Below are 17,926 nucleotides of genomic sequence, written 5' to 3'. Positions count from 1 at the left end.
CCATGCGCGCATCACTATCCGTTGTTTTATTGCTCATTGGCCTGGTGGTGGCCGGGTGTGAGCGTCATGCTGGCGGGTTGCGGTCCCTGGATGGCGAATCACTATCCGGCGATGGCAAGATCCTGCTGGTGAACTACTGGGCCGAGTGGTGCGCGCCCTGTCGCGAGGAGATCCCGGAATTGAACAGGTTCTACCGTGAGCACCGCGACCAGGTCCTGGTGCTGGGGATCAATTTCGATCAGTTACCGGCAGAGCAGGTGCGCAGGCAGGCGGACAAGTTTGGCATTGCGTTCCCGTTGTTGGCGGCCGCGCCGCAGGGACGCTGGGGGCAGCCAATGCCGCAGGTACTCCCGTCTACCCTGATCATCGATGCAAACGGCCAGTGGCGAAGAACACTGGTAGGGCCGCAATCGGCCGAATCCCTGTCCGAGGCGGTGGCCGCGATTGCCAATCGCGAGTGATTGCCCCCAGACGCTTACTGCCAAATACCGCCGGGATTCAGGAAGGATTCAGGCAGTGCCCATTAAAGTGCTCCCATCGGCCGAAAAGGTCAGTAAACAGGCGCCCAGCCCCGAAATTTAGTGTCGGGGCGGTCACAACAGGTGCTGTTTTCCGGGTCTCAGGGAGCATGGAACATGGTCAAGATACACACTTTTTTCAAGCAACTGGCGTTTGCCGGCCTGACCGCCAGCCTGGTGGGTGTCAGCGCCCATTCCAGCGCCGGTGAGAGCGGCTACTACCAGGGCCAGGATGGCTACGATTACGCGATCGTCACTGGCGTTACCCCCATCTATAACGACATTCAGGTCGTAGAGCCGCGCACCCAGTGCTGGGACCAGACCGTAACCTACCAACAACCTTCACCCGCCGGGGCACTGATCGGTGGCCTGATCGGCGCCGCTGTAGGGCGCAACGCGGTCAAGGGGTATCGCCACGGTCGTCACCATCGCAGGCATTACCACCGCGGTAACAAGGGCGCGGGTATGGTCGCCGGTGCCGCGGTGGGTGCGGCCATCGGCGGGGCCATCAGCCGGCACAATGCACCGGTGCAGGTAGGCACCGAGCAGCGCTGTCAGGTGGTGGAGCAAGTCAGCAGCCGCCGGGAATTGATAGGATATGACGTAAACTACCGTTATAACGGTCAGGAATATCTGACTCGCACTGATCGGCATCCTGGAGATAGAATCCGGGTTCGCGTAGATGTCACGCCGGTCCTTTGATGACACTGACCGGCGTTAGCAATATAACAGGAGCTGCATTGTGAAACTTCCCGCTATCCGAATGGCTGCGATGGTACTGGTGACGGGCCTGTGCGCCGCGCTGTTTGCCTCACCGCTCTATGCCGGCCAGCAGGTGGATTTGCGGGCTGCAGTTTCGCAGCCGGCACAACGCGGGCCGGGTTACCTCAAGGTGCAGCCTCTCGCCAGTATCCGTATGCAGAACCGCGGGGTTTCCCGGGATCAGGCGGCAGCCATCGTGAAGAAACGCTACGGCGGCAAGATCCTGGCGATCAGCGAAGTGCAGCGGAACGGCCGGGCGATGTACCGGGTGAAGGGACTTTCTGACAAGAGTCAGGTCTATGTGGTGTTTGTGGATAAAGCGAGCGGGCGGATTTCCCGCTGAGGGTCCCACCGATAGAGAACAGGCAGAGGAACTTATATGCGCGTATTGCTGGTGGAAGATGAATATGCCCTGCGGGAGCAACTGGCTGTTTCCCTGCGCAAAGCAGGATACACCGTGGACGAGGCGCCGGATGGCGAAGAGGCGCTCTACCTGGGCCGTGAGTACCCGTACGACGTGGCGATCATGGACCTCGGACTGCCGAAAGTAGACGGTATCCAGGTCATCGAAACCCTGCGCAAGGAGTCCCACCATTTTCCCATCCTGATTCTCACCGCGCGGGGGCACTGGCAGGAGCGGGTGCGTGGGCTGGAAGCAGGTGGTGATGACTACCTGACCAAACCTTTCCATACCGAGGAGCTGCTGGCACGACTGAACGCACTGGTGCGCCGCTCTGCCGGTTTCTCATCGCCCACAATCAATGCCGGCCCCATTGAGCTGGATACCAGCGCGCAACGGGTGAAGGTGTCCGGCGATGAGCTGGAACTCACTTCCTTCGAGTACAAGGTACTGGAATACCTGATGCTGCACCCGGACGAAGTCGTATCGAAAACCACCCTTACCGAACATATCTATGAGCAGGACTGTGATCGCGACAGCAATGTGATCGAGGTATTTATCGGTCGTTTGCGCAAGAAGCTCGATGCCGCCGGCGGTGTCAAGCCGATTGAAACCCTGCGCGGGCGCGGCTATCGATTCAGCGCTGCCGCGGGCTGAGCTCTTGCCGTCCCGCGCGCCCTCCATTTCCCGCTGGTGGCACTCGCTTTCCGGGCGGCTGTCGCTGATGGCTACCCTGGTACTGCTGGTTTTTCTGGTGGTGCTTTCCGGGGTGCTCGAACGTGCCTACCGCACCTCACTGGATGAAGCCAAAGCCCGCGAGTTGCAGATATATATCTATACGCTTCTGGCGGTGGCTGAGCTCGATGGCGATAGTCTGTACCTTCCGTTGAACCTGCCCGAGCAACGTTTCAACCAGCCGGATTCCGGCCTGATCGGCGCGGTGATGGATGCCCGGGGGCGGGTCATCTGGCGTTCCCAGTCCGCCCTCAGCCTGCCCAATTTTTCCGCTTTGCCGCTGCCGTTGCCACTGCGCCAGGGGCAGAAAGTGTTTGCCGAGGTCCAGTTGCCGGATCTGGAAACGCCCTACAGTAGTTTTCGCCAGGGTATCGCCTGGGGGCTGGATAACGAGCTGCAATTTACCTTTGTCATTCTTGAAGATGCCGCGCCGCTACACGCCCAAGTGCAGCAGTTCAGCGGCACCCTGTGGCGCTGGCTGGGTATTGGTGCGCTGGCACTGATCGCGGTGCAATTACTGGTGCTGCGCTGGGGACTTGCGCCGCTGCGCGGGGTTACCCAGGCACTAAAGAAAATGCAGCAGGGAGGGACGGATACCCTGCAGGGAAATTTTCCGCAGGAGCTGGTGCCTCTGACCGACAACCTCAATCTGCTGATCGAAAATGAACGTCGCCAGCGGGAGAAAACCCGTCATACCCTGGGTGACCTCGCCCACAGCCTGAAAACACCACTGGCGGTATTGAAAGGGCTGGATTTGGGCAAGGATCCTCAGGCGGCGCAGGAGGCGTTGGCAGAGCAGGTGCAGCGCATGGACGGCATTATCAGTTACCAGCTCAAACGAGCTGTGGCGAGTTCCCCGAAATCCATTCTTCGCGGGGTGAAGGTGCAGCCCATCGCCGAGAAAATCCTCACCGCACTGGATAAAGTGTATCGGGGCAAGCCGATGGATGCGGAGCTGCTGTGCGATGACGAGGTATTGTTTTACGGGGACGAGGGTGACCTGCTGGAAATGCTCGGAAATCTGCTGGACAACGGTTACAAGTACGGTGGCGGTAAGCTGCTGGTTAAAATTGACAATATTGAGGATCAGCGCGGGCTGGAAGTTCTGGTTTCCGACAACGGCCCGGGGCTCAGCGAGGATCAGTGGCAGCAGGTGGTCCAGCGCGGGGTGCGTGCCGATCAACAGCAGCAGGGGCAGGGAATCGGGCTTGCCGTGGTGGTGGATATCGTTGAGAGTTATCACGGTGAAATTGGCATCGTGCCTGCCGGGCAGCGCGGTGAAGAAGACCTGGGCGGGCTTACCCTGCGCGTCAGGCTCTGAAGCCGGTACCGATGTGGCGTTGCCGGCACCGGCTGGTTCTGCAAACGAAGAATAAAAAGGACATGCAATGATTGCGCGACACGTTCGGAAAATCGGCGCCAGCGGCACCTTTCTGATTTCCATTTTACTTGCGGCGGGCTCCGCAGCCACTATCGCCGCTGAGGCCGAATCTCCCTGGCCGGGCGGCGCGGAAGTGGCAGTGGTACTGACTTACGATGACGCACTGGATTCCCACCTGGATGTCGCGATTCCACAACTGGACAAACACAACTTGCCCGGCACTTTTTATATCAGCGGTGCGCGGCCCGCGGTACGCTTGCGGCTGGATGAATGGCGAAGTGCGGCCAAAAGTGGTCACGAGCTGGGCAACCATACGCTGTACCATCCATGCCGCAAATCCCTGGCCAATCGCAGCTGGGTAAAATCCTGGCAAGATCTGGACAAGTACACGCTCGACCAGTTTGTGAGTGAGGTGCAGACCACAAACAGTATGCTGGAGGCTATCGATGGAGAGAAACAGCGGACCTTTGCCTACCCTTGTGGCGACATGCTTGCCGGCGGCGAGGATGTGGTTCCGGCGCTGAAGAAGCTGGTAACCGGTGCGCGCCTGTTTACCGCCGATGGCCAGCATCAGGTAAGCGACAGTGACTTTTACCGGGTGGCATCGTTTGACGGTGCGGAAAAAAGTGGGAAAGAACTGATTGCGGTGGCGGAAGCTGCACGGGTGAACAACAGCCTGGTTGGATTTCTGTTCCACGGCGTTGGTGGTGACTACATCACCGTCTCTTCCGATGCCCACCGGCAGCTACTTGCACACCTCGCAGCGCACCCGGACCGCTACTGGGTAGCCACCATGCGCGAGGCGTTGGCGCACCTGCAAAGAGAGCAGGCGCGCTCTGCGCAATAAGCTCTGCACAATAAATAGTGTCGAGGATTTTGTTAAAACCAGTCACCCTGCATATCGAACGTCACACTGTTGCCGGATTCCAGTAGCGCGATTTGTGGGGTGATTTCCGGCAATTCCCACTCGATATAAAAACGCGCGGCCTGTAATTTTCCGCGGTAGAAATCCATATCTTCCCGAGGCAGGTTTGCGTCGCCAGTCAACTTTTCCTGTGCGATGGCTGCCTGGCGCAACCAGATCCAGCTCACCACCACCCGACCGAATACATCCAGGTAAAGGCTCGCATTAGCCAGTCCCCGATCCGCATCCGCCGACATCTGCAGCAACAGGTTTTCCGATACGCCGTTCAACTGGTTCAGGGCATCTCTGAGCCCCTCCACCAGCGGTTGCAGCGTGTCGTTCCCGGTGCAGGCAGAAAGTGTTTTATGTATTTCCTTCGCCAGAATCTGGTAACCGGCCATGCCCTTGGCAGGCACCTTGCGCCCGAGCAAGTCCATTGCCTGAATACCTTCGGTGCCCTCGTGGATCGGATTCAGGCGGTTGTCCCGATACAGCTGCTCCAGTGGATACTCGCGGATATAGCCGGAGCCGCCAAGCACCTGGATCGCCAGGTCGTTGGCCTTGAGACAGTATTTTGAGGGCCAGGATTTTACGACGGGGGTGAGCAGGTCGAGCAGCTCTGAGGCGTTCTGTCGCTCGAGTTCCGAGTTTCCGCTGTGGGCGTCCTCGACCAGGGAGGACGCATACAGGCATAGCGCCAGGCCGCCTTCCACATAGCTTTTCTGCATCAGCAGCATTCGCCGGACATCAGCGTGCTGGATGATCGGCAACTGTTTGGAGTGTGGGTCCCGGTTGGAGGGCAGGCGGCCCTGTGGGCGCTCTTTGGCGTACTGCAGGGCGTGCTGGTAGCCCCGGTACCCGAGCACTGCGGCTCCGCTGCCAACCCCGATCCTGGCTTCATTCATCATCTGGAACATGTAGAACAGCCCCTGGTGTGGCTCTCCTACAAGGTAGCCAATCGCACCACCATCTTCACCCCCGTCTTCGCCAAAGTTCAGTACCGTGGATGTGGTGTTGCGGTAGCCCATTTTGTGCAGCAGGCCGGCGAGCTTTACGTCATTGCGGGTGGCGGGCTGGCCATCACGTGCGGGTAGAAATTTGGGAACCAGGAACAGGGAAATCCCCTTTACCCCGGGAGGGGCGTCCTTGATACGCGCCAGCACCATATGCACGATGTTTTCCGTGATCGACTGATCGCCACCGGAGATAAACATTTTCTGGCCGCGCAGCCGGTAGCTTCCATCCGCCGCGGGGGTGGCGGTGGTGCGGATGTCGGCGAGGGCGGAGCCCTGGTCCGGCTCCGTCAGCGCCATGGTCCCGGCATAGCGGCCGTCCATCATCGGGGGCAGGTAGGTCTCGCGCAGGGTCTCACTGGCGAAACTGCGCACCAGGTTGGCGGCACCGAGGGTCAGGAACGGATAGGCCGCGGAGCCCACGTTGGCGGCATTGATATAGGCCATGGCGCAACGCAGGATCACCTCTGGCAGTTGCAGCCCCCCTTCATCGAAATCGTAGGGGGCGGCGAGGAAACCGGCCTCGGCAAAGGCATGCCACGCGGCCTGTGTTTCTTCAATCAGGGTGACTTTTTCACCGTCGAACGAAGGTTCGTTGGCATCGCCCTTGGTGTAATGATCGGCGAAATATTTGTCGGCGATGGTCCTGGCCGTTGCCAGGGTCGCATTGAATACCTCGCGGGAGTGCTCACTGTAGCGGGGGCGCTGTAACAGCGCCTCGGTGTCGAGAAATTCGTACAGCAGAAATTCTATATCCCGGTCTTTCAGCAGCTGCTCGGTCATGGTCACTACACCCTGGGCCATTTTTTATGATCGATCGGGCCAGAGTAGGGACTGAGCGTAACGGCGGCAATGACATTTCAGGTAATGGCTGCTGGCCTTAGCAGCATCCACTCGTCTGCGGGCGGCTCGCGCGGGCGTGCGGACTGGATTCAGGTGCCTTCGCTGCCCTCGATATCCTGTATCTTGCCTTGCTCCTCGATGCCCTCCACCTGCTGTGTGGCTGGGGTATTTCTGGTGAGTGGTGCGGTAGCGGCGCTGCCGGGAATAACCGCTTCCCACAGACTGTCGGCAAGCTCCTGAGGGCTGGTGCGCTGCCCTTTGGCTATCCAGTGGACGATCGCCCCGGCCACATCCGGCCAGCCGATACGCACTCCCCCGGGTTTCTCCTGCAGCCAGTGGCCGATGGTGATCGCGTCGAATTGCTCGACGACCCGGGCCAATTGCAGTTCTTTCAGCGCCAGCGCATTGGCTTCCTGTTCAAACTGACCTTTCAACGGGCGGGTCAGGATCGGCTTGCCGAGAGTGAGGGTTTCCGCGATCAGTTCAAAGCCACTGTTGCAGATAACCCCCTGCGCGGTGGCGACATCGTGGCGGAAGCCTTTTACAGAGGGGGCTTTCAGGGTGATGTGGTCGGCTTTCGGGAGGTGCGTGGGCAGGCCGTACACAACGAACTTCTGTGGCAGCTGTGCCAGCTGTTGCAGTAGCGGCAGATGATTCTCAAACGGCAGGTATACCAGCACATGGTCCCCCACGTCCCTGCCGTCGACCGCCGGTTCCTCGTGTGCCTGGGCAATGGGGGGCAGGATCGGGTGGCCAAAGTGATACCAATGCATCCCCAGGCTGACCTGCGCCGGGGCAAAGACCTTCATGATCGCGCGCGCCATCCAGCCGAACGCAGGGGTGGGAATGGGAAAGCGAAACGCGTACTGGTGCCCGAGGCCGAGACTCGGTCGCTTGCGGTTTCTTGCAGCCCAGGCGGTAACCGGCTCAAAATCGCTGATCACCAGGTCGAACTGCTGAACCGGCAGGTCACGGATATCTTTGAGCAGGCGTGACAGATTGAGCTGCCGGGCGGTGGCGATCTGGTCGACCTTTCCTTCCTTGGGCACGAAGGTCAGGCCCTCGCGCCACCAGTAATCACCAAACGCCTCCATGGCGAAGAATTTTTCCGGCGAACGGCCGCTGAACAGCCACTGGACGTCCAGCTCGGGGAACTGGCGGAATGCCTCGGCCATGGCCCGTGCGCGGGAAAGGTGGCCGTTGCCGGTACCCTGAACGCCGTAAAGTATTTTCAAAGTGCTTCTCCGGTTGAGCTGACGGATAAATACGCGCGTTTACAGCAGCGCGCCGCAGACCGCGAAGCCCACACAGGTGCCGAGGAGTGCGCCAGCGCAGACATCGCTGGGAAAGTGAACGCCGAGCCCCACCCGGGATGTGCCAACGCCTGCAGCCCAGAAGTAGCCGAACGCCCACAACGGGTTCAGGCAAAGACTCAGTATGGTGACGAACAGGAAGGCGCCGGATGTGTGGCCAGACGGCAGACTGAAGCGGTCATTCGCCACGATGACCGCGCGCAAGCCCGGAATGGCTTCCGGGGGGCGGTTGCGTCGGATGGTGTTCTTGATGGTCCAGTACAGCGAGCGCTCTATCGCGTAGGCGGCGCTGCAAGTATAGAGGAACGGTAGCGCGGCACCGGTGTTGGCCAGCCCGACCAGCAGGGGCGACAGCAGGTAGAGCCAGCCATCCGCAGATCGTGACAGCAGCAGGTAGTTCCTGCGCAAGGCTGGCCGCGTGGCCCGTTGCGCCATGCGCAGGACCAGGGAGACATCGACCGTTTTCAGAGTGACAGGTAAGCTTCGCATGCGTTAAAAGTACGAAGCATTTGTTGCGTGGAATTGAACAAATTATGTCAGGTCTGTGAAACCTGATTTCCGGCTTGATTGGCGGGTATGGGTTCTCGGGATGATGGCGCGGAGAGACGCGGCGAACTGCTGTGGCAGGACTTCGCCGCGGATACGGGCATTTCTGTGGCGTGTTAGTCGATGCCGATTTCGATGGAACCGGAACCGGGCAGCTTTTCGACCAGTTCGGCGCCGCACAGTCTGGAGGGCGTGAAGTAGCCGCCTTCGCCATGGTAGCCCAGCAGGTGCTGTACAACCGCCAGAGAGCCGTGCACCGTCACATCGTAGCCGTTGGCGGTAACTACCCGGCCCACGCGACGTTCACCGCGCCGGTCGTTGCGCACTTCACCCCAGACCCAGGTCTTCTGTTCTGCACGCTGGTTTTCCGAGGGGCCACGCACGGTTTTTTCCACTTTGCCCTTGAGCCAGTTCTGTACCCACTGCATGCCCAATAGCCAGCGGAATGCATTCATCCGCTGCATTTTCTTTGCGCGCCGCGGGCTCATGGGGATGTACACCTCGATATTGGGAATCTCGGTGGTGTAGTACGCCGTGGCTACATCTCCCCAGGGGATTGCCACCGCGAACTTCTCTCCGCGGCCAAAATTGATCTTGCGGGTCAGTTCCGCGTGTGGGGTCACCTCAATCTTGCCGTTGCGTCTCACCGCGCTGCCTACGCCGAGGCTCTCGATGGAGGTTTTGGCCGTTCCAGGGCTGAAACCCGAGTCGGAATCAAAGCCCAGGGTCAGGTGCGTGGCACTGGTCATGGTCTTGTGCAGGGCGGCGGCCAGGCAGTCGGTGGGGATCACGTCAAAGCCTGTGCCGGGGCAGAGCACCACGCCGGCGGCGCGGGCCTCCGCGTCCAGTGCATGAGCCTGCTGGTAGACGGCCATCTCACCGGTAATGTCCTGGTAGTGGGCACCGCTGGCAATACAGGCATGCATCATCGGTTCTGCAGTCGCGGAGAAAGGGCCGGCGCAATGAATGACTGCCGCCACACCCTGGAGGGTGCGCACCAGCGTTTCTTTGTCATCGAGGCTTACGGCAATGGCGGGCAGCCCGAGCTCATTGGCCAGTGGCTGCAGTTTGGCGGCGCTGCGGCCAGACAGGATAGGCTTCAGGCCCTGAGCCACTGCCTGGCGCGCAATCAGTTCGCCGGTATAGCCATAGGCGCCGTAAATCAGGATCTGCTTGTTGTTCACCGAGTATCCTTATTGTGTTCGACCTTGAGGGTCGTATTTTTTCGTAAAATTCGGCATCCGGTAGCCGGTCAGTCCAGGGCTTTTTCCAGGGCGAAGCGCGGGATTGTCTGGCCATCCCTCTCCACGGTTTCTGCAAACATGGCCAGGGGGCGCGCCCACACGCCATAGTCATCATACAGAGCCCGGTAAATCGCCAATTGTTCCCCGGTCTCACTGTGAGTGGCGATATCCATCAAATGGTAAAGGTTACCCTTGTAGTGGCGGTAGATGCCTTTCTGCATAGTGTTGCGCTCATCGGTATTGGCTGTCGCGGGGAGGGTTCAGCTCATGTGGAAGGGGGAGAGCTGTATCTGGCTGACACGCTGCCCGTGCAGTACCGCGATTCCGCTGTAGCGGCGCTCCCCGGTCGAGGTGAATTCAAATTCGTATTTGCGTTGCAGGCGCACCTGCCCGCTGCGGTCTCGCCTCACGCGGGTGCGGACAAGCATGACGGTATCATCCAGCAGTTGCACACCGGTATCCGCACAATGCCGCTTTACGATACGTCGTACCCGTTCTTTGGCAGCCATACCAGCCCAGAAATACCAGGCGGCCAGCCCCAACAGGAATATCCAGAAAAGGTCGCCGAGGGAGTAATACATACGTTATTTGATTGCACTATCATCTGATGGCGCAAGAATACCACCAGAGGAGGGACTATGCCCGGCACGATTCTCATCACCGGCTGCAATCGCGGTATCGGCCTTGAAATGACCCGACAGTTTGCCGAAGACGGCTGGCATGTGATCGCCACCTGTCGCAACCCTTCGGCTGCCTGGGAGCTTGGTGAGCTGGCCGCAGCCAACCAAAACATTGAAATCCACAGCCTGGACGTCACCGACTACGAGCAGATGGCGGAGTTGGCCAGTGACCTGAAGGGGCGCCCGCTGGATATCCTGCTCAGCAATGCCGGCTACTATGGCCCGAAAGGCGTTGCCCTGGGGAACGTGGACGTAGAAGAGTGGCGCAAGGTGCTGGAAGCGAACACGATCGCGCCCTACAAACTGGTGGAGACGTTTTATCCGCAACTGGCCGCTGGTGCACGCAAGGTTGTCGGAATTCTCAGCAGCAAAGTGGGTAGTATCGACGACAACGACTCCGGCGGTGGCTATATCTACCGTTCCTCCAAGACCGCGGTAAACCAGGTGGTAAAAAGCCTCTCCATCGACCTCGCCGATCAGGGCATCAAGGTACTGGCGCTGCACCCCGGCTGGGTGCAAACCGATATGGGCGGCCCCAATGCGTTGATCTCTGCGGAGGAGAGCGTGGCGGGTCTGAAGCAGTTATTACTGAAGGCGAGCGCCGAAAACAGCGGTCACTTCTACAATTACGACGGTTCAAGCATTCCCTGGTAGTCCGGCCCCAGGTATTCCACAAGAAACGCCGGCCCGGTTGCGATCAGTTGCTCTTTTCTGCGCTTGGGCCAGCGCTTGATCTCCACTTCCAGTTTTAGTGCGTCGGATTTACTGCGCATGGCGCACTGGAAGGCGAGCTCCAGCGGCCCGCGCCCGCGCAGGGCCTTGGCCGCCCTGGGGCCACCGCTATCGTGTTCTTCAAAGCGTCGTGCCACATTCCGGGTAACCCCGGTATACAGGGTGCCTTTGTTGGTGCGAATCAGATAAACAAACCAGCCAGACAAAACAGGGTACCAAGTTAAACGTCTCGATAAAAAAGGTCGGGTCAAAAAAGCGTGTGCTGATCGCCGGATTGGGGCGGCCGCAAAAAGCGGCTGCAATCCAGGTTCAGCTTGCGCTCATTGAGACCAAGCTTGCGACAGGTTACGCGAAAGCGCTGCTGCAGCAACTGTGCAAACACGCCGGTGCCGCGCTGACGCTGGCTGAATTCACTCTGGTAGTCCCTGCCGCCGCGGCTTTGCTGCACGATGCTCATTACATGGGTTGCGCGCTCCGGGTAGTGCTCATGTAGCCACTGCCGGAACAGCGGCGCCACCTCGAACGGCAGCCGCAACAGGATATAGGCGGCGTGGATGGCCCCGGCACTCTGGGCGCTCTCGAGAATTTTTTCCAGCTCGCAATCGTTCAGTGCGGGAATGACTGGCGCGGCCATCACAGCGGTGGGGACGCCGGCATTCGCGAGAGCCTCGATCGTTCGCAGGCGTGCAGCCGGGCCCGCGGTGCGCGGTTCCAGCCTGCGTTTCAGGTCGTTGTCGAGGGTGGTCACACTGATGGCCACATGCGCGAGGTTATCCTGGGCCATTTCCGCCAGAAGCGGCAGGTCGCGCAAAATCAGCTGGCCCTTGGTGACGATGGTGACCGGGTGCTGGTAGCGCTGCAGGGTCTGGAGTATCTGCCGGGTGATCTGTTTGTCTTTTTCCAGCGGCTGGTAGGGGTCGGTATTGGTCCCGAGAGCGATGGGGCTGCACCGGTAGCTGGTTTTGCGCAGTGCCTGCTCCAGCAACTCAGCGGCGTTGGGTTTGAAAAACAGGCGGGTTTCGAAATCCAGTCCCGGCGACAGGTCCATATAGGCGTGGGCGGGGCGTGCATAGCAGTAGATACAGCCGTGTTCGCAACCGCGGTAGGGATTGATGGATTGGCTGAAAGGCAGGTCCGGTGAAGAATTGGTGGCAATGATGGTCCTGGCCTTTTCTTCGGTGGCGGTGGTGTGAATCCGCTCCAGAGCCTCCGGCTCCAACTGCCAGCCATCGCTCTTGCGGGTGCTGACCTGATCGACAAAGCGGCCCGCCAGATTACTGACGGCACCGCGGCCCTTGTGGGCCCGGGACTGGTTGGTTGGGGACTCGTTGGCCACGGCTGTCTCTGCAGGCTGTATATTTGTACAGTTTATTGCTGCAGCCGGGGCTGTGCAAGGCCGGCTGCTAGCACATACAATGACCAGATAGTATTGGTTTGCGCGCAAACATATTCAGAGCAGGGAAAAGGGAATGGATCTTCAGGCTGTTGCCGCTATTCATGATTTTGCGGTCAATATATTGCAGGCGTTCGCGATGCTGTTTGCCTTCGGGCTGGTGGTGTTCGTACTCTACGTGGTGTACCTGTACCTGTCTGACGTGAGCCAGACCAAGCAGGCCATCCGGCGCAACTTTCCCGTGCTGGGCCGTTTCCGCTATCAGTTTGAGCATCTGGGTGAGTTCTTCCGCCAGTACTTTTTCACTCTGGACCGGGAAGAGATGCCGTTCAACCGTGCCCAGCGCAGCTGGGTTTACCGCGCCGCCAAGAACGTCGATTCCACCGTTGCTTTTGGGTCCACCCGGCCACTGAATCAGCCTGGCGATATCCTGTTCCTCAATCACCCCTTTCCCACCCTGGCCAAGAACGCAGTGCCGCCGCGGGAAGTGACTGTCGGCGAAGGTGTGGCCCGCAGGCCCTATACCACCCGTTCCATTTTCAATATTTCCGGGATGAGCTTTGGCGCGCTTTCGGTACCTGCGGTAACGGCGCTTTCCAGAGGGGCCGCCAAGGCCGGTATCTGGCTAAACACGGGGGAGGGCGGCCTGTCCTCCCACCACCTCTCCGGCGGTTGTGACATCGTATTTCAGATTGGCACTGCCAAGTACGGGGTACGGGACGAGGACGGTTTGCTCTCTGACGACAAACTGAAGACGGTGGCGGCACACGAGCAGGTGAAAATGTTCGAGCTGAAGCTGTCCCAGGGCGCCAAGCCGGGCAAAGGTGGCATCCTGCCGGGCATCAAGGTCACGCCGGAAATTGCCCATGTGCGTGGAATTCCAGTGGGGATGGACTCCATCAGCCCCAACGGGCACCCGGAGTTCAGTGACGTGGACGGTCTGCTGGATATGATCAACCGCATCCGCGAGGTCACCGGCAAGCCTACTGGCTTCAAGTGTGTGATTGGCAGCAGCGACTGGTTACATGACCTGTGTGAAGCGATCCTGCAGCGTGGCCCGGAATCCGCCCCGGACTTCATCACCATCGACAGCGCCGATGGCGGCAGCGGTGCAGCCCCCCAGAGCCTGATGGATTATATGGGCCTGCCGATTAACCGCAGCCTGCCGCTGGTGGTCGACCTGCTTTCCCAGTACGGATTGCGTGAACGTATCAAAATTATTTGCGCGGGCAAATTGCTCACGCCCTCAATGGTGGCCTGGGCACTGGCCATGGGCGCCGACTTCGTGAACTGCGGGCGGGGTTTTATGTTTGCCCTGGGGTGTATCCAGGCGATGCAGTGCAACAAAAATACCTGCCCCACTGGTGTTACCACCCACAACCCGGACCTGCAGCAGGGCCTGGACCCCATGGATAAAGCGGAGCGGGTCTACCATTACGCACACAATATGGAATACGAAGTGGGTACCATTGCGCACTCCTGTGGCGTGCCGGAGCCACGGATGTTGCAGCGTTCCCATGTGGAAGTGATCAATGAGCGCGGTATGCCGGTGCCATTGTCTGAGCTTGTACCGGCGGTGGCTCCGAAATCCGTGATCGCGTCGGATCGCGGCGCACAGTAAACCAGGCAGCGGGAGCAAACCATGGAAGGGGTGATCACTCTTGTAGGTCAGGGCCTGTATATGGCTTTGGCTGCCGTAGTCGGTCTGGGCATCGCCCGGCTGCTGAAGCGGGATAATACGCTCGGCTGCCTGATCGCCGGGGTGCTTGCCGGCATGCTGTTGCCGGTGATTGATTACGATACGGGACTGCGCGCGGAGAACCTGCATCAGCTGGTGTTTTTCGTCATCCTGCCCGTACTGATTTTTGAATCCGCTTGGAGGATTGATCCAGATATTCTGTTCCGCTGGCTGGGGCCGATTTTATTACTCGCCACCATCGGTGCACTGATCTGCGCAGTGATCACCGCTGCACTGATTTACTACGGTATTTATCACCCCTCCGGTTTTCCCTGGCTTGCCGCATTTCTCACTGGAGCCATTCTGGTAGCGACGGACCCGGTATCGATTGTTGTGCGAATGCGCCAGAGTCACGCCAGTGAAGAGCTACTGACGCTGATCGAGGGCGAGAGCCTGTTCAATGACGCGGTAGCCATTGTGCTTTTTTCATTTGTGCTGGGCATCGCAACGCACAGTGTGGTGGAAGGCTCCGTGGCCACCGGCGAAACGGTGACCGGTGCAGGCAATTTTGCGGTGTATTTTTCGGCGCTGTTTTTTGGCGGGCTTGGGGTAGGCACCATCTGTGGTCTGGTCACGGCGATCGTAATCCTGTATTTACGCTCGGCCGGTGCAGCATTGATGGTTTTGGTGCTGGCGGCGTTTGGCACTTTTTACCTGGCGGAACATGTGGTCGGCGTGTCCGGTATTATTGCCGTTATGCTGTGTGCAATCGTTGCCCGCGCGTGCCTGCGGGAGCAGCAGGACACGTATCTGGCCCATGCGGCGCCTACCTGGGAATGGCTGGGATTGCTGTTCAATGCGCTGATCTTTGTAATCATGGGATTGGTGATTACTTTCGAGATGTTTGCAAATCAATGGCTGGCGATGATTGTCGCAATCGTGGCGGCAATCGGGGCGCGGGCGCTGGCCGTATTCATGGTGTCGCCGCTGGCCCGTTTTGTGGGGCCACCGATTCCACAGGGCTGGCGCTTGATTCTGAGTTGGGGTGGTTTGCGCGGGGTTATTGCTGTCGCCCTGGTGCTTTCGCTGCCCACCGAGTTGCCTTACTGGTGGACGGTGCAGTCAATGGTATTCGGTGTGGTGTTGTTTTCTCTGCTGGTGCAGGGCACCACGAGTACGCGATTGATCAGCAAACTGGAGTCTTGAATTCGTTAAATGCCAGGTGGTGCATCCAGGCTGCCTCAGTGTGGCTGGTTTCATTCTCGCTTTTGCGCTGGTAGAACAGGTGACCCGCGAGGCCGAGAAGAATCAGGGCGAATACAAGTACACCGATAACTCTGAGCATTGATCTTGCTCCTGTTGCAGGGGAGGTTGACGCTTTCAGGGAATGCTGGCGCTTGCTTTGGGCTAGAGAGGGCAGCTTGCCGTTACGCAGGCACGTCGCTTATCCAGGCTTGTTTTAGTATAGGTCCCCCGGGGCTGGTAGTAGTGGGATACCGTAGACGCATATTTTCCGACCCTTCCCAGGTTTTCAGAAAAGGGCTTGAACAACAGTTCGTCCAGGTTGAAGCTGATTCCTACGAAAAGTTCGGTTTTTCGCTCTGGAAAATAGGGTGCATCGGATGTTTTGAAACCTTGCGCCATATAACCAAGATTCAATTCCACGTACTTGAGCGGCGTATCGCGCAACGAGGGTACCCCTGCCGCTTTTACTGCAAGTAAGTAGCGCATGCCGCTGTAATCGGTTACCGGGTGAAAGCCTTTCATACCCCTGGAGGGGCGGTAGTCAAGGCGATAGTCGAGCAGGTCCTTGAGTTTGGGGTTACGGGTTCTCAAATACGAAAACGCAATTCCTGTGGAATTGAATATCACGTCTTCGTAAGAGAAGCCGTGGTCAGCGGAGTAGCCGTCGAAGACTTCAACATACAGCATCAGGCTGCTGGCCCAGAGGGCGCTGTAGGTGGCTGAGAAATCTGCATCATTGTTTCTGGACAGGCCATTTCCAATTGCCTCCGCAATCAGGTAAGAGGAGTACATGTGGCCAAGCTTGTCCATGCCGCCACTGCCTGTATCCATGCCAAACCATCCTTCGTCGTTAAATTTGAACGACGCGCTTCCCCAGTTCCACTCCTTCACGCCAAGATAGGTGATGCCACCGGCGACAGCGCCGATTTCATATCTGGCATCAAAAATTGACTTTTTGGCGTCTTCCCAGTTGATGGACTCGGAAAGAACAGCGCTGGACCAAATGAATGGCAGTATGAGGACATAGCAGCGCAGGGACGCAAAGATTTGCATTAGGGGTATTCCAGCGAGGGACGGGGACTTCTACAGCGCCTGGAAGGAGCAGGACATTTGCTACTTCGAGCCTCTCGGTGGCTCATCTGGCGGCTATAGCTTTCCGGGCGGGAAAATACAGGATCATCAAATAAAGTGCAATCAAACAACTGCTGTTTTACGGCGGTGCATTTCGGATTGATCAATATGCTAGCCCACAGGCCCCACGGATATAAAGGTTGAGTTGAGTGATAACGAATCTGTTCATGACAGAGTATTTAACGTGTGTGCAAAAGTGATCGTGTTTTTCGACCAATTCGTTTCGCCTGTTTGATTGATCAATGAGCAGGCATGACCTCCCCGGACTAAGCTAGTTCAGCAATTACTCTCAGGGAGTGAGTCGTATGGCCTGTGATTGGCGAAAATGTTCGGCTTTATTACTGCAGATATTTTCGTTTACTTTGCTCGGCGTGGGGCCTGTTTCGCAGTCGATGGCGGCCGGATACGCGAGTGCAGAATCTGAAGTTCCGCAACCGGATGACGCGCAATTGTCGGGGCCGGCGTCAGTCGGTTTGCAGAACGACGATGCATCAGAGAATCATCGGGCTACAAGGCCTTTTGTAAGTGATCGTATCCAGGCAGTCCGCGATGCCGTAGAGAATCCGTTTTCCCTGGCTTCCCATAAAGAAAATTACGTTTTGCCGATAGCTTATCGGGATCTGTCTGAACAGATGTGGGTGACAGAAAGCCGTTATGGGATGGAGCAGGTTTATCCTGCGGAAGTGCAGTTTCAGCTGTCGCTTCAGGTGCCAATCTGGAGTGGTATTTGGGGCGAAGACTCATTTCTCAGTTTCGCTTACACCAATCGAAGTTTCTGGCAGGCCTATGCTAGATCGGGCCCGTTCAGGGAAACCAACCACGAAGTGGAACTTTTGGCGACCCGGGCCAGTGACTGGCAAGTATTCGGTTTTCAAAGCGTTGTTTCACAAGCTGGCATCAGCCACCAGTCGAATGGCCGCAGCGGAGCCTACTCGAGAGGCTGGAATCGTATATTCGTGGATGTCACGTTTGAAAAGGGCGGCTATTTTGTCGGTCTCAAGCCTTGGTACCGTCTATCGGCAGACTCCAATGCGGGCAGGGGGCCGGATTTAGATGCGCACTTTGGAAACTTTGAACTCTCCGGGGGGTATCGCTCAGGAGGGTACAGCTCATCAATTAAATTGCGTAATAACCTGAGTTCAGAGAACTATGGTGCGGTAGAGTTGCGCTGGAAGTTCCCTATCTCCAATCGGGTACGCGGGTTCGTAAAATACTTTGATGGCTATGGTGAAAGCCTTATCGACTATTCGGTGCGTGTGCGAACCCTGGGAGTCGGGTTTGAATTGGCACCGGGATTTTTTTAGTGGCCCGATTCAGCTCTTTTGTGGCGGCATGCGACTTGTGCATACAGGCTCAAACCGGGGGGGAGAAATAAAAGCCGGGGGTATACCACCGCCCGGCTTGAAGG

20 protein-coding genes are annotated in these 17,926 nt (G+C 58.3%); 10 read left to right on the top strand and 10 right to left on the bottom strand.

Features of this window, described 5'->3' with window-relative positions; translation table 11 throughout:
* Positions 1-2: 2 nt before the first annotated feature.
* The 6 genes from GTQ55_RS11760 (at position 3) to GTQ55_RS11735 (ending at position 4,643) form a co-directional block, all read left to right on the top strand.
* Complete coding sequence (locus GTQ55_RS11760) at positions 3-461, top strand: TlpA family protein disulfide reductase (RefSeq protein WP_161858911.1); 459 nt, start codon at positions 3-5, stop codon at positions 459-461.
* Between the two features lie 174 nt (positions 462-635).
* The gene (locus tag GTQ55_RS11755; RefSeq protein WP_161858910.1) at positions 636-1,220 is read left to right on the top strand and encodes a glycine zipper 2TM domain-containing protein; all 585 of its coding nucleotides are present in this window, start codon (positions 636-638) and stop codon (positions 1,218-1,220) included.
* 40 nt (positions 1,221-1,260) lie between these two features.
* Positions 1,261-1,623, top strand: a complete 363-nt coding sequence (locus tag GTQ55_RS11750) for a PepSY domain-containing protein (RefSeq protein ID WP_161858909.1) — start codon at positions 1,261-1,263, stop codon at positions 1,621-1,623.
* Positions 1,624-1,659: 36 nt separating this feature from the next.
* Positions 1,660-2,337, top strand: coding sequence for a response regulator transcription factor (locus GTQ55_RS11745; RefSeq protein WP_161858908.1), 678 nt, complete (start codon positions 1,660-1,662; stop codon positions 2,335-2,337).
* Positions 2,288-3,736: an ATP-binding protein gene (locus tag GTQ55_RS11740; protein WP_237567658.1), complete on the top strand. Its 1,449-nt coding sequence runs from the start codon at positions 2,288-2,290 to the stop codon at positions 3,734-3,736. Before GTQ55_RS11745 ends, GTQ55_RS11740 begins: the two co-directional genes overlap by 50 nt.
* 67 nt (positions 3,737-3,803) lie before the next feature.
* Positions 3,804-4,643 carry a polysaccharide deacetylase family protein gene (locus GTQ55_RS11735; protein ID WP_161858906.1) on the top strand — a complete coding sequence of 280 codons (840 nt, stop codon included), beginning with the start codon at positions 3,804-3,806 and terminating at the stop codon, positions 4,641-4,643.
* Between the two features lie 32 nt (positions 4,644-4,675).
* Here the strand turns inward: GTQ55_RS11735 and GTQ55_RS11730 are convergent, their stop codons facing one another.
* From GTQ55_RS11730 to GTQ55_RS11705, 6 genes are all read right to left on the bottom strand, one after another.
* Positions 4,676-6,496 (bottom strand): acyl-CoA dehydrogenase, encoded by a 1,821-nt coding sequence (locus tag GTQ55_RS11730; RefSeq protein ID WP_161858905.1) that lies wholly within the window; start codon positions 6,494-6,496, stop codon positions 4,676-4,678.
* A 149-nt stretch (positions 6,497-6,645) separates the two neighbouring features.
* Entirely contained in the window at positions 6,646-7,791 is a 1,146-nt protein-coding gene (locus GTQ55_RS11725) for an MJ1255/VC2487 family glycosyltransferase (RefSeq protein ID WP_161858904.1), read from the bottom strand.
* A gap of 39 nt (positions 7,792-7,830) precedes the next feature.
* Positions 7,831-8,358 carry a phosphatase PAP2 family protein gene (locus GTQ55_RS11720; protein WP_161858903.1) on the bottom strand — a complete coding sequence of 176 codons (528 nt, stop codon included), beginning with the start codon at positions 8,356-8,358 and terminating at the stop codon, positions 7,831-7,833.
* Positions 8,359-8,531: 173 nt separating this feature from the next.
* Positions 8,532-9,599 carry a saccharopine dehydrogenase family protein gene (locus GTQ55_RS11715; RefSeq protein WP_161858902.1) on the bottom strand — a complete coding sequence of 356 codons (1,068 nt, stop codon included), beginning with the start codon at positions 9,597-9,599 and terminating at the stop codon, positions 8,532-8,534.
* 68 nt (positions 9,600-9,667) lie between these two features.
* Positions 9,668-9,880, bottom strand: coding sequence for a DUF1653 domain-containing protein (locus GTQ55_RS11710; protein WP_161858901.1), 213 nt, complete (start codon positions 9,878-9,880; stop codon positions 9,668-9,670).
* A 39-nt stretch (positions 9,881-9,919) separates the two neighbouring features.
* The gene (locus GTQ55_RS11705) at positions 9,920-10,240 is read right to left on the bottom strand and encodes a DUF3301 domain-containing protein (protein WP_161858900.1); all 321 of its coding nucleotides are present in this window, start codon (positions 10,238-10,240) and stop codon (positions 9,920-9,922) included.
* Between the two features lie 57 nt (positions 10,241-10,297).
* Between GTQ55_RS11705 and GTQ55_RS11700 the strand changes: the two genes are divergently transcribed.
* Positions 10,298-10,993, top strand: a complete 696-nt coding sequence (locus GTQ55_RS11700; protein ID WP_161858899.1) for an SDR family oxidoreductase — start codon at positions 10,298-10,300, stop codon at positions 10,991-10,993.
* Here GTQ55_RS11700 and GTQ55_RS11695 read toward each other — a convergent pair.
* Entirely contained in the window at positions 10,966-11,277 is a 312-nt protein-coding gene (locus GTQ55_RS11695; protein WP_161858898.1) for a GIY-YIG nuclease family protein, read from the bottom strand. The two genes, GTQ55_RS11700 and GTQ55_RS11695, sit on opposite strands and share 28 nt — an antisense overlap.
* Before the next feature lie 41 nt (positions 11,278-11,318).
* A complete protein-coding gene (locus GTQ55_RS11690; protein ID WP_161858897.1) occupies positions 11,319-12,407 on the bottom strand; it encodes a PA0069 family radical SAM protein in 1,089 nt (362 codons plus the stop codon).
* Positions 12,408-12,540: 133 nt separating this feature from the next.
* On the opposite strand from GTQ55_RS11690, the gene GTQ55_RS11685 reads away from it, so the two are divergent.
* Both GTQ55_RS11685 and GTQ55_RS11680 read left to right on the top strand, forming a co-directional pair.
* Positions 12,541-14,085 carry an FMN-binding glutamate synthase family protein gene (locus tag GTQ55_RS11685; protein WP_161858896.1) on the top strand — a complete coding sequence of 515 codons (1,545 nt, stop codon included), beginning with the start codon at positions 12,541-12,543 and terminating at the stop codon, positions 14,083-14,085.
* A gap of 21 nt (positions 14,086-14,106) precedes the next feature.
* Positions 14,107-15,348 (top strand): cation:proton antiporter, encoded by a 1,242-nt coding sequence (locus GTQ55_RS11680; RefSeq protein WP_161858895.1) that lies wholly within the window; start codon positions 14,107-14,109, stop codon positions 15,346-15,348.
* On the opposite strand, the gene GTQ55_RS11675 is transcribed toward GTQ55_RS11680, so the two are convergent.
* Entirely contained in the window at positions 15,329-15,487 is a 159-nt protein-coding gene (locus GTQ55_RS11675; protein ID WP_161858894.1) for a hypothetical protein, read from the bottom strand. The genes GTQ55_RS11680 and GTQ55_RS11675 overlap by 20 nt on opposite strands.
* A gap of 62 nt (positions 15,488-15,549) precedes the next feature.
* Positions 15,550-16,440, bottom strand: coding sequence for a DUF2279 domain-containing protein (locus GTQ55_RS11670; RefSeq protein WP_161858893.1), 891 nt, complete (start codon positions 16,438-16,440; stop codon positions 15,550-15,552).
* Positions 16,441-16,823: 383 nt separating this feature from the next.
* Here GTQ55_RS11670 and GTQ55_RS11665 point away from each other — a divergent pair, with 383 nt between their 5' ends.
* Entirely contained in the window at positions 16,824-17,822 is a 999-nt protein-coding gene (locus tag GTQ55_RS11665) for a phospholipase A (RefSeq protein ID WP_161858892.1), read from the top strand.
* Positions 17,823-17,926 lie beyond the last annotated feature (104 nt).

The organism is Microbulbifer hydrolyticus (assembly GCF_009931115.1).
Taxonomy (GTDB): Bacteria; Pseudomonadota; Gammaproteobacteria; order Pseudomonadales; family Cellvibrionaceae; genus Microbulbifer; species Microbulbifer hydrolyticus.
This window is presented reverse-complemented; position numbering and strand designations above follow the sequence as displayed.

What these genes read in the sequence shown, in the direction of transcription:
- GTQ55_RS11730 (WP_161858905.1), bottom strand. Translation starts at nt 6,496, where the DNA reads ATGACCGAGCAGCTGCTGAAAGACCGGGATATAGAATTTCTGCTGTAC.
- GTQ55_RS11685 (WP_161858896.1), top strand. Translation starts at nt 12,541, where the DNA reads ATGGATCTTCAGGCTGTTGCCGCTATTCATGATTTTGCGGTCAATATA.
- GTQ55_RS11755 (WP_161858910.1), top strand. Translation starts at nt 636, where the DNA reads ATGGTCAAGATACACACTTTTTTCAAGCAACTGGCGTTTGCCGGCCTG.
- GTQ55_RS11705 (WP_161858900.1), bottom strand. Translation starts at nt 10,240, where the DNA reads ATGTATTACTCCCTCGGCGACCTTTTCTGGATATTCCTGTTGGGGCTG.
- GTQ55_RS11670 (WP_161858893.1), bottom strand. Translation starts at nt 16,440, where the DNA reads ATGCAAATCTTTGCGTCCCTGCGCTGCTATGTCCTCATACTGCCATTC.
- GTQ55_RS11675 (WP_161858894.1), bottom strand. Translation starts at nt 15,487, where the DNA reads ATGCTCAGAGTTATCGGTGTACTTGTATTCGCCCTGATTCTTCTCGGC.
- GTQ55_RS11665 (WP_161858892.1), top strand. Translation starts at nt 16,824, where the DNA reads ATGGCCTGTGATTGGCGAAAATGTTCGGCTTTATTACTGCAGATATTT.
- GTQ55_RS11700 (WP_161858899.1), top strand. Translation starts at nt 10,298, where the DNA reads ATGCCCGGCACGATTCTCATCACCGGCTGCAATCGCGGTATCGGCCTT.
- GTQ55_RS11735 (WP_161858906.1), top strand. Translation starts at nt 3,804, where the DNA reads ATGATTGCGCGACACGTTCGGAAAATCGGCGCCAGCGGCACCTTTCTG.
- GTQ55_RS11745 (WP_161858908.1), top strand. Translation starts at nt 1,660, where the DNA reads ATGCGCGTATTGCTGGTGGAAGATGAATATGCCCTGCGGGAGCAACTG.
- GTQ55_RS11680 (WP_161858895.1), top strand. Translation starts at nt 14,107, where the DNA reads ATGGAAGGGGTGATCACTCTTGTAGGTCAGGGCCTGTATATGGCTTTG.
- GTQ55_RS11710 (WP_161858901.1), bottom strand. Translation starts at nt 9,880, where the DNA reads ATGCAGAAAGGCATCTACCGCCACTACAAGGGTAACCTTTACCATTTG.
- GTQ55_RS11760 (WP_161858911.1), top strand. Translation starts at nt 3, where the DNA reads ATGCGCGCATCACTATCCGTTGTTTTATTGCTCATTGGCCTGGTGGTG.
- GTQ55_RS11720 (WP_161858903.1), bottom strand. Translation starts at nt 8,358, where the DNA reads ATGCGAAGCTTACCTGTCACTCTGAAAACGGTCGATGTCTCCCTGGTC.